General features: G+C 65.7%; 9 protein-coding genes. 3 read left to right on the forward strand and 6 right to left on the reverse strand.

Annotated features, from left to right (window positions below; all coding sequences use genetic code 11):
• From OJJ21_RS06405 to OJJ21_RS06415, 3 genes are all read left to right on the forward strand, one after another.
• Nucleotides 1-828: CoA transferase (locus OJJ21_RS06405; protein WP_297684303.1), on the forward strand; the 828-nt coding region annotated here is incomplete at its 5' end.
• On the forward strand, nucleotides 822-2,231 hold the full coding sequence (locus tag OJJ21_RS06410) for an amidohydrolase family protein (RefSeq protein WP_297684305.1): 1,410 nt from the start codon (nucleotides 822-824) through the stop codon (nucleotides 2,229-2,231). The genes OJJ21_RS06405 and OJJ21_RS06410, both read left to right, overlap by 7 nt.
• Nucleotides 2,232-2,489: 258 nt before the next feature.
• Nucleotides 2,490-3,362, forward strand: coding sequence for an SDR family NAD(P)-dependent oxidoreductase (locus OJJ21_RS06415; protein WP_297684307.1), 873 nt, complete (start codon nucleotides 2,490-2,492; stop codon nucleotides 3,360-3,362).
• A 488-nt stretch (nucleotides 3,363-3,850) separates the two neighbouring features.
• Here the strand turns inward: OJJ21_RS06415 and OJJ21_RS06420 are convergent, their stop codons facing one another.
• From OJJ21_RS06420 to OJJ21_RS06445, 6 genes are all read right to left on the reverse strand, one after another.
• Nucleotides 3,851-4,177 carry an H-NS histone family protein gene (locus OJJ21_RS06420; protein WP_297684309.1) on the reverse strand — a complete coding sequence of 109 codons (327 nt, stop codon included), beginning with the start codon at nucleotides 4,175-4,177 and terminating at the stop codon, nucleotides 3,851-3,853.
• Between the two features lie 257 nt (nucleotides 4,178-4,434).
• On the reverse strand, nucleotides 4,435-5,322 hold the full coding sequence (gene rfbD / locus OJJ21_RS06425; RefSeq protein ID WP_297684310.1) for a dTDP-4-dehydrorhamnose reductase: 888 nt from the start codon (nucleotides 5,320-5,322) through the stop codon (nucleotides 4,435-4,437).
• Nucleotides 5,322-5,873: a dTDP-4-dehydrorhamnose 3,5-epimerase gene (gene rfbC, locus OJJ21_RS06430; protein ID WP_297684312.1), complete on the reverse strand. Its 552-nt coding sequence runs from the start codon at nucleotides 5,871-5,873 to the stop codon at nucleotides 5,322-5,324. The genes rfbD and rfbC overlap by 1 nt, the downstream gene beginning before the upstream one ends.
• Before the next feature lie 175 nt (nucleotides 5,874-6,048).
• A complete protein-coding gene (gene rfbA, locus OJJ21_RS06435) occupies nucleotides 6,049-6,924 on the reverse strand; it encodes a glucose-1-phosphate thymidylyltransferase RfbA (protein WP_297684314.1) in 876 nt (291 codons plus the stop codon).
• On the reverse strand, nucleotides 6,921-7,991 hold the full coding sequence (rfbB, locus tag OJJ21_RS06440; protein ID WP_297684316.1) for a dTDP-glucose 4,6-dehydratase: 1,071 nt from the start codon (nucleotides 7,989-7,991) through the stop codon (nucleotides 6,921-6,923). The genes rfbA and rfbB overlap by 4 nt, the downstream gene beginning before the upstream one ends.
• A gap of 561 nt (nucleotides 7,992-8,552) precedes the next feature.
• Nucleotides 8,553-9,065, reverse strand: a complete 513-nt coding sequence (locus OJJ21_RS06445; protein WP_297684317.1) for a hypothetical protein — start codon at nucleotides 9,063-9,065, stop codon at nucleotides 8,553-8,555.
• Nucleotides 9,066-9,355 lie beyond the last annotated feature (290 nt).

The following is a 9,355-nucleotide window of genomic DNA, read 5'->3' on the forward strand; positions in this document are numbered from 1 at the left end:
CTCACCCGCCGCTGCTTCCCCTCTCCCGCGAGCGGGAGAGGGGAAGCAGCGGGCAGGCGTCCCCGCGTCGTCGATCTTTCGTCCCTCTGGGCCGGCCCGCTGTGCACGCATCTGCTGCAGCGTTGTGGCGCCGATGTGATCAAGGTCGAGAGCCTCCACCGGCCCGACGGCGCCCGTGGCGGCGCGGCCGCGTTCTTCGACCTGATGCACGCCGGCAAACGCTGCGCGGCCTTCGACTTCCGCAGTGCGGCCGGCCGCGCGCAGCTGCTGGCGCTGCTGCAGTCCGCGGACATCGTCGTCGAGGCTTCGCGGCCGCGCGCGCTGCGCCAGCTCGGCATCGATGCCGACGCGCTGATCGCGGCGAATCCGCAGCTGACCTGGATCAGCCTGACCGGCCACGGCCGCGCCGAACCGCAGGCGCAGTGGATCGCGTATGGCGACGATGCCGGCGTCGCCGCGGGTTTGTCGGCCGAGTTGCAGCGCGCGACCGGGCGCTGGCTGATCTGCGGCGACGCGATCGCGGATCCGATGGCGGGCCTGCATGCGGCGTTCGCGGCCTGGGCCGGCTGGCGCCGCGGCGGCGCCGGCCTGATCGATCTGGCGCTGGTGGACGTGCTGCGCGACTGCGCCGGCTTCGAGCTGCGTGGCGGCACACAGGAGCGCTGGCGCAACTGGACACAGCAGCTGCGCGCCTCGCGCCAGCCGGTGCGGCCGCCGCAGGCGCGTCGCGCGCCATATGCCGCCGCTGCGATCGGCGCGGACACTGCGAATGTGATGCGCGAGCTGCCTGCGTTCGTTCCGGCGAGCGTGGCGGAACGCGCATGCTGATCCGCAATGCCGAGCTCGGCATCGCGCAGCCGCGCATCGCCGATCTGCGCATCGCCGACGGCCGCATCAAGGCTATTGCCGAGCGGTTGCCAGCCGTGCCCGGCGAGCTCGTGATCGACGCCGCCGGCGGCGCGCTGCTGCCGGGATTGCACGACCACCATCTGCATCTGTACGCGGCCGCGGCCGCGCGCGACTCGCTGCAGTGCGGCCCGTCGCTGCAGCGCGACGCCGACGCATTGCAGCGCGCGCTGCACGCGCGCGACGCCGAGCTTGCGCCCGGCCAGTGGCTGCGCGGTGTCGGCTATCACGAGTCCGTCGCCGGCGACATCGACCGCGACTGGCTGGACCGCTGCGGCCCGCCTCGGCCGCTGCGCATCCAGCATCGCAGCGGCCGGCTGTGGCTGTTGAATTCGGCGGCGCTGGCCGCGCTCGGCGTGCGCAGCGACGCCGACGACGCACCGCTGGAGCGCGACGCGCAGGGCCGCTTCACCGGCCGCCTGTACGACGCCGACGACTGGCTGCGCTCGCGCTATCCGCGCACGCGGCCGAGCCTGCAGGCGATCAGCCGCCGGCTCGCGCAATACGGCGTCACCGGCGTCACCGACACCACGCCGGACAATGGCCCGGACATGCTGGACGTGTTCGGTGACGCGATCGCGCGCGGCGAACTGCTGCAGGACCTGCTGATGATGGGCGACGCGCGGCTCGACGCGCATGCGCACGCGGCCGGCGCGGTGCGCTGCGGCGCGCACAAGTTCCATCTGCACGACGCCGATCTGCCGGACTTCGACGAGCTGTGCGCGGCGATACGCCGCAGCCACGTCGCCGGCCGCGGCGCCGCGTTCCATTGCGTGACGCGTACCGACCTGACCTTTGCGCTCGGTGCGCTGGCCGAGGCCGGCGTCGCCCCCAGCGACCGCATCGAACACGCCGGCGTGACGCCGCCGGAATTGCTGGCCTGGATGCGCGAACTCGGCGTCGCCGCGGTCAGCCAGCCCGGCTTCATCGCCGAGCGTGGCGATGCCTACATCGCCGACGTCGCCGCGGAAGACCGGCCGTGGCTGTACCGGCTGCGCGCGTTTGTCGACGCCGGCGTGATGCTCGCCGGCAGCACCGACGCGCCGTTCGGCGACGCCGATCCGTGGCAGGCGATGCAGGCCGCGGTCACGCGGTGCACCGAAAGTGGCGCGCTGCTCGGTGCCGACGAGAGCCTGACGCCGGAGCAGGCATTGCAGTTGTTCCTGCAGCCGGCGGACCTGTCGCGCCGCGGCGCGCGGCGCGTCGAGGTTGGCGCGGTGGCCGATCTGTGCCTGCTGGCGCAGCCCTGGCGCGCGCTGCGCAGCGCGCTGCATCGGGTGCGGCCGCGGCTGACGTTGCGGCGCGGCGTGGTGATTGCCGGGTAGCGCTAGCGTCTCCTCACCCGGCGCCGTCGCGCCACCCTCTCCCGCAAGCGGGAGAGGGGAAGAAAAAGAAATAGCGCTGCTGCGCTAGGTGCCCCTCTCCCGCGTGTGGGAGAGGGTGGCCGGTTAGGGCCGGGTGAGGGTGTGCGGCAAGAACGAAGCGCCACTCCTGCCCGCAGCGCGAACCGCTACTTGCTTCGGACGAAGCCGCTGCGCGCACCGCCGATACGATGCTGAGGCACTCAAAAACCGAACGCATCGATGACCACCAAAACCGCTTTTCTGACCGGCGCCAACATCGGCCAGTCCAACCTGCTGACCAAGCAGCTCGCCGCGCGCGGCTGGCATGTGTTTGCCGGCGTGCTGCCCGGCGCGCCCACCGACCTGGTCAGCGGGCCGAACATCACCGTCGTCGAGCAGGACGTGAGCAGTACCGATTCGGTCAACGCCAGTGCCGACTTCGTGCGCCATGCGCTGGGCGGTCGCGGACTCGATCTGCTGATGAACATCGCCGGCGTCGCCAACGTCGCGGTCGGTGTGATCGAGGGCGCGGACCTGAAGCAGATGGAACGGCTGTTCCAGATCAACCTGTTCGGCCAGGTGCGCGTGGTCCAGGCGTTCCTGCCGCTGCTGCGCCAGAACGCGCCGGGTTCGCGCATCGCCAATTACAGTTCAGGCGCGATCCTGTCCAACCCGGTGTCGGCGGGCGCCTACAACATGACCAAGTACGCGATCCATGGCATGACGATGACGCTGCGCCACGAGCTGGCGCCGTTCGGTATCCAGGTGACGTCGATCATCCCCGGCGGCGTGTTGACCGCGATGTCGGCCAATGCGCACGCCAACACCAAAGTGACCTGGAACCAACAGCCGGAGGCGATCCTGAAGGTCTATGGTCCGGTGCTGGGCCGCACGGTCATGCAGGTGCTGCCGGACTTTCTGGAAGCCAAGGGCAGCACGCCGGAAGCGGCGGTCGAGCAGACGCTGAAGATTCTGGATCTGAAGAAATGGCAGCCGATGCATTACGTCGGCAACGACGTCAAACCGATGGGCCTGATGAAACGCCTGCTGTCCGAGGCTCAGCTCGAGGCGATCATGCGCAAGACCTTCCAGATCCCCGCGTACAAGGGCTGAAGGTCAGGCGGGCAAGGTGGGCGGTGGGTGAACGCTACATCAGGTAGGTCAGTAGCAGTCCGAACACGGTTCCGGCAACGAATCCCAGAACCGCCCATACGACGCGCCGCTTGTAGCGCAAATCCCCGGTGATGGGATCGGAATACTTTAGTGCCACAGTGCTGCTCCTGAAGCCCGATCGAAAGTGTCGAGCCAACCGATAATGGATCGGTGGTAAGAGTAGCTATCCGCAATTTCTTTGCCATGACAGCGGCGTGTCGTTTGCGCGGTTCATTTCAGCTTGTATCGCGAGCGCAGTACGACGTCATTCCCGCGAACGCGGGAATCCAGAGCTTTTGTGTTTTGCTGGCGGGACTAGATTCCCGCATTCGCGGGAATGACCTGAATATTGATATCGCAGCGAATGTTCGTTGCTTTATTTTGATGCACCCGTAATGCCGGCCGGGGCAGCGCATTACGGGTGGTAATTCTCGGCAACCGCGTCGGGCTTAAACCGCGAAGGATTCGCGCTTGGCGCCCTTGGCTTCGGCTTCGGCCAGCCATTTCGGCGTACGGCCACGGCCGGACCAGGTTTCGCCGGTGCTGGTATTGCGGAATTTGGCGGCAACCTTGCTGCCGGAGCTGCTGCTGGTTTTCTTGCTCGCGCGGCTGCTGCTGGTTTTTTCGCCGCCGCCGAGATCGGCCAGGGTGATGCCGTGCTTCTGCATCTTGTCCTTGATATCGGCGACGACGCCTTCGAATTCGCTTTTGCGCAGGTCTTCGGCCTGTTTGGTCAGCGATTCGATCTGTTTCAGCAATTCATTATAAGTGGTCATTATCTCTTCCTGGCTGGATCGCGCGCTTAAGCCCGATATCCGGTTGCTTCAAGAAACCTCAAAGTGCCGAGATAATACCGTAATGATTCTGAAATTAGCCAGATAACCGGTAGTAAATATCCGATGTCTGGTGTCTGTCGATGAGCCTGTCGCCAGTCCATTATTTTGCGGATAACGGACGGATCGGCGGAAATGGCCGGCTGGATAACCTACTGGCGCTGCCGGCGGCGTATGTTCGCGGGCGCCAGCGGTATTGATTACGGCCGTGGCAGGTCGGCCAGGCACAGCTGCAGCGATTCGTTCCAGCCAGGTAATGCCAGCCCATGCTCGGTGCGCAGCTTGTCGCCGGACAGTACCGAGTACGCCGGCCGATGCGCCGGGGTCGGATAGTCCGCAGTGCTGATCGCGTCGACGGGGATGGCCGGGCACAGGCCCAGCGCGGAGCCGTGCTCGACGATCGCCGACGCAAAGCCGTGCCAGGAGGTCTGGCCCTGCGAGCTCAGATTGAGCGTGTCGTGCACCGCAGTGGTGCCGAGCTTGACAGTCAGCGCGGCGGTGGCCTCGGCGATCTGCCGGCTCCAGGTCGGGCTGCCGATCTGGTCGCCGACCACGCGCAGGCGCTCGCGCTCGCGCGCCAGCCGCAGCATCGTCAGCAGAAAATTCTTGCCGCGCACGCCGTAGACCCAGGCCGTGCGCAGGATCAGATGACGGGCGCCGCTGTCGCGGATCAGGCGCTCGCCTTCTTCTTTGGTGCGGCCGTAGGCAGACACCGGCGACACGCGGTCATCCTCGGCGTACGGCGCGCTGGCGCTGCCGTCGAACACGTAATCGGTGGAGTAGTGCACGAACAGCGCGCCGAGCTTGTGGGCCTCGCGCGCCATTGCGCCCGGCGTCAGCGCGTTGACCGCGCGTGCCAGCGGCTCTTCGGTTTCGGCCTTGTCGACCGCGGTATAGGCGGCGGCATTGACGATGATCTGCGGCTTGAGCTCGCGCACCACGCTGGCGGCCTGCTCGGGATTTGCCAGGTCGAGCTGGCGGCGGTCGACCGCGATGACCTCGCCGAGCACGGCGAGGCTGCGTTGCAGCTCCCAGCCGACCTGGCCGTCGCGGCCGGTGACCAGAATGCGCATCGGCGCGGCCGCCATCAGGCGTAGACCTCGGCGCTACGGAACGCGGCCCCGGCCGCGTCCTTGCCCGACAGCGCCGGCGTCAGCCCGGCCGGCAGCTGCCAGTCGATCGCCAGATCCGGGTCGTTCCAGGCGATGCAACGCTCGTGCGCCGGCGCGTAGTAGTCGGTGGTCTTGTACAGGAACTCGGCGGATTCGCTGAGCACGACGAAGCCGTGGCCGAAGCCCGGCGGCACCCACAGCTGGCGCTTGTTGTCGGCCGACAAATGCACGCCGACCCAGCGCCCGAACTGCGGGCTGGAGCGGCGCAGGTCGACGGCGACGTCGTAGACCTCGCCGACCGCCACCCGTACCAGCTTCCCCTGCGGCTGCACCATCTGGTAATGCAGGCCGCGCAGCACGCCGCGTACCGAGCGCGAGTGGTTGTCCTGCACAAAATCCACGTCGACACCGGTGCCCTCGGCAAAGGCCTTGCGGTTGAAGCTCTCGTAGAAGAAGCCGCGCGCGTCGCCAAAGACTTTCGGCTCGAGGAGGTAGACGTCGGCGAGGGCGGTGGCGGTGATGTTCATGGTGGCCGTTCTGTTGATGTTCCCCTCTCCTGGGAGAGGGTGGCCCGGAGGGCCGGGAGAGGGCGGCGGGATGCAAAAGCAGACCCTCTCTCGTCGCTGCGCGACACTCTCTCCCAGGAGAGAGGAAAAGCTTTCCCCTTTCCTGGGAAAGGGTCCTGTGGAGTGGGGAGAGGGGTTAATACACCGGATCCTGCAGCAAGCTCAGCAGATGCTGGCCATACCCACTCTTGGCCAGCGGTTTGGCCAGCGCTGTCAGCTGTTCGTTGCTGATCCAGCCCTGGCGCCAGCAGACCTCTTCCGGCGCACACATCTTCAGGCCCTGGCGTTTCTCGATGGTCTGCACAAAAAGGCCGGCGTCGATCAGCGACTCGTGGGTGCCGGTGTCCAGCCAGGCGTCGCCGCGGCCGAACTTTTCGACCTCCAGTTGGCCAAGCTGCAGGTAGCGGTTGTTGACGTCGGTGATCTCGAGTTCGCCGCGCGGCGACGGCGCGATGGCCTTGGCAATCTCGACCACCTGCGTGTCATAGAAATACAGGCCAGTGACGGCGTAGCGGCTCTTCGGTGCCGTGGGCTTCTCTTCGATGCTCAGCGCTTTGCCGGCCGCGTCGAACTCCACCACGCCGTAGCGCTCGGGATCGCTGACCGGGTACGCGAACACGGTGGCGCCGCTGGGCTTGGCGGCGGCGCGCTTCAGGCGATCGCCGAGGTCGTGGCCGAAGAATAGGTTGTCGCCCAGCACCAGCGCGCAGGAATCGCCGGCCAGAAAGTCTTCGCCGATGATGAAGGCCTGCGCCAGGCCGTCGGGCGAAGGCTGCACCGCGTAGCTCAGCGACACGCCCCAGCCGCTGCCGTCGCCGAGCAGCTGCTCGAAGCGCGGCGTGTCCTGCGGCGTGGAGATGATCAGAATCTCGCGGATGCCCGCCATCAGCAGCGTGCACAGCGGGTAATAGATCATCGGCTTGTCGTAGACCGGCAGCAGCTGCTTGCTGACTGCCATCGTCAGCGGATACAGCCGGGTGCCGGAGCCGCCGGCTAGGATGATGCCCTTCATGATGTGGATGCTCGCTGTGCGTAGTTCTTGTCCAGCCAATGCCGGTAGTCGCCGCTGCGTACCGAGGCCACCCAGCCCGGGTTGTCCAGGTACCACTGCACGGTCTTGCGCAGGCCGGTCTCGAAGCTTTCCTGAGGGCGCCAGCCGAGCTCGCTTTCGAGCTTGCTGAAGTTGATCGCATAGCGGCGGTCGTGGCCGGGGCGGTCGGTGACGAACTGGATCAGCCGCGCATGCGGCGCGCCGGCCGGGTGCAGCTCGTCCAGCGTCGCGCACAGCACATGGACCACGTCCAGATTCTTGCGCTCGGCGGCGCCGCCGACGTTATAGGTTTCGCCCGGCCGGCCGCGTTCCAGCACCAGGCGCAGCGCACGGGCGTGGTCCTCCACATACAGCCAGTCGCGCACGTTCTGGCCGTCGCCGTAGACCGGCAGCGGCTTGCCCTCGAGCGCGTTGAGGATCATCAGCGGGATCAGCTTTTCGGGGAAGTGATACGGGCCGTAGTTGTTGGAGCAATTGGTCATCAGCGTCGGCAGGCCATAGGTGTGATGCCAGGCGCGCACCAGGTGGTCCGAGCCGGCCTTGCTCGCCGAATACGGCGAGTTCGGCTGATAGGCCGTGGTCTCCTCGAACGCCGGGTCGGTGGCCGACAGCGAGCCGAACACCTCGTCGGTGGAGATGTGCTGAAAGCGGAACGCGCTCTTGCGCGGCTCCGGCAGCGCGCGCCAGTAGTCCAGCGCCACCTGCAGCAGCGTCATCGTGCCGATCACATTGGTGCTGACGAACTCCGCCGGGCCGTGGATCGAGCGGTCCACATGGCTCTCCGCCGCCAGATGCAGGATTGCGCGCGGCTGGTACTGCTCAAAGATCGCGCGCATCCGCGGCTCGTCGCGGATATCCGCATGCTCAAAGCGGTGCAACGGCGAATCGGCCGCCGGGCCGAACGACAGCGGATTGCCGGCATAGGTCAGCGCATCGATGCTGACGACGGGCTCATCCGTCTCCGCAATCAGCTGGCGGACGACGCAGGAGCCGATGAACCCGGCAGAGCCGGTAACGAGCAAGGTCATGAAGGGATATGGGAATTTGACTGAATAAGAAGGTTACACGATCAAGATTCGGCATTAACCCCAAAGCCAACCCCGCTTTTGCCCTCTCCCGCCTGCGGGAGAGGGTGCCCGAAGGGCGGGTGAGGGGCTTTTATTCTTCGCCAAAGGACAAAAAACAATCCTTTTAATCCCCCCAGCACCCGACGAACTCACCAGCAACTACCTCGCCGCACCCAAAAGAATCGCCGCCCCATCGCCAAGAGTCGACGCCGATAGTCTTCATTACCTCGCCAGCTGGCACGGCAGGGGGTGAACTCACCACAGGTATCTAAGCCCATTCCCGAAGACCCGGCGAGATCTCGCCGATATCCGGCGCCGAGTTGCTGATAATCCCGCCCCGTTGAAACTCAATCCAATTGAATTGCCGAACTATCGGCCGCGATATTTTTTAATCGTTGAGAATCGCTCTCTGAAAAAAATGTCATTCCCGCGCACGCCGGAATCCAGCCTTGCAGATACTCACCGGATCCCCACACGTGCGGGAACGACAAATTAGAGAGTCCACCAGTTGATCAATGGGCACTACGCCGGCTGCGCCGCGGTGCCCTCATCGCTACCGCTTCTGGCGGCCCGCTGTGCCAGCGTCGGCGCGCCGGGGAAGCGCTGCTGCAGGTCGTCGTAAACACCCTGGGCGCCGGCACGGCCCCGCTTGGCGGCCTCTCGCACGCTTTGGTAATAGGCAAGGTCTGCCATCCAGGCCTCACTCGCCACCACGCGCAGCGTATCCTCCACACTGTCGGTCAACGAGATCAGGTCCGCGAACACGCGCGACAGCTGCCCACGCAGATTGCGGTCTTTGTTGACCTCCGCCACGTCGATGAAGCCTGGCAGAAACTCCGGGTTGCTGGCCATATAGGTGCGGCACTTGTCGTCAAAGCCGATCGACTTGTCCCCCATCTTCGGCAGCTCCCGCCGCTCCTGTGCCGACAGGTTCAGCAAGAAAGGCAACTTGCTACGCACGGCCGCAATGCTGGCCAGAATCCCGGTAACATCTTCGGCCGACATCTCAGCCGATATACGGTTGTCACTCGACATGAATATTCTCCCGGTAAAAGATGCAGGAAAACCCTGCATCTTTACGCTATGCCGGAGTGACGGTTGGAGCTGAGAACTGCGTCATATCTGCCTGCGGAAACAGGCTCCGGGCATTGGCAGTAAAATTGGCCCATTCGCTGCATAACATCCCCGGGGCGCCGGTTTATCTCGCGGCACGCCTTTCGTTGTTTGCGTGCGTTTTCCCAAAATCAAACAGAATCCATATCAATGAATATCACTATTTTCGGCTCCGGCTATGTCGGGCTGGTCACGGCTGCGTGTTTTGCCGA

Origin of the sequence: Ferrovibrio sp., assembly GCF_025869515.1 — a bacterium.
Classification (GTDB): domain Bacteria; phylum Pseudomonadota; class Alphaproteobacteria; order Ferrovibrionales; family Ferrovibrionaceae; genus Ferrovibrio.

What these genes read in the sequence shown, in the direction of transcription:
- OJJ21_RS06410 (WP_297684305.1), top strand. Translation starts at nt 822, where the DNA reads ATGCTGATCCGCAATGCCGAGCTCGGCATCGCGCAGCCGCGCATCGCC.
- rfbB (WP_297684316.1), bottom strand. Translation starts at nt 7,991, where the DNA reads ATGACCTTGCTCGTTACCGGCTCTGCCGGGTTCATCGGCTCCTGCGTC.
- rfbD (WP_297684310.1), bottom strand. Translation starts at nt 5,322, where the DNA reads ATGGCGGCCGCGCCGATGCGCATTCTGGTCACCGGCCGCGACGGCCAG.
- OJJ21_RS06420 (WP_297684309.1), bottom strand. Translation starts at nt 4,177, where the DNA reads ATGACCACTTATAATGAATTGCTGAAACAGATCGAATCGCTGACCAAA.
- rfbC (WP_297684312.1), bottom strand. Translation starts at nt 5,873, where the DNA reads ATGAACATCACCGCCACCGCCCTCGCCGACGTCTACCTCCTCGAGCCG.
- OJJ21_RS06445 (WP_297684317.1), bottom strand. Translation starts at nt 9,065, where the DNA reads ATGTCGAGTGACAACCGTATATCGGCTGAGATGTCGGCCGAAGATGTT.
- rfbA (WP_297684314.1), bottom strand. Translation starts at nt 6,924, where the DNA reads ATGAAGGGCATCATCCTAGCCGGCGGCTCCGGCACCCGGCTGTATCCG.
- OJJ21_RS06415 (WP_297684307.1), top strand. Translation starts at nt 2,490, where the DNA reads ATGACCACCAAAACCGCTTTTCTGACCGGCGCCAACATCGGCCAGTCC.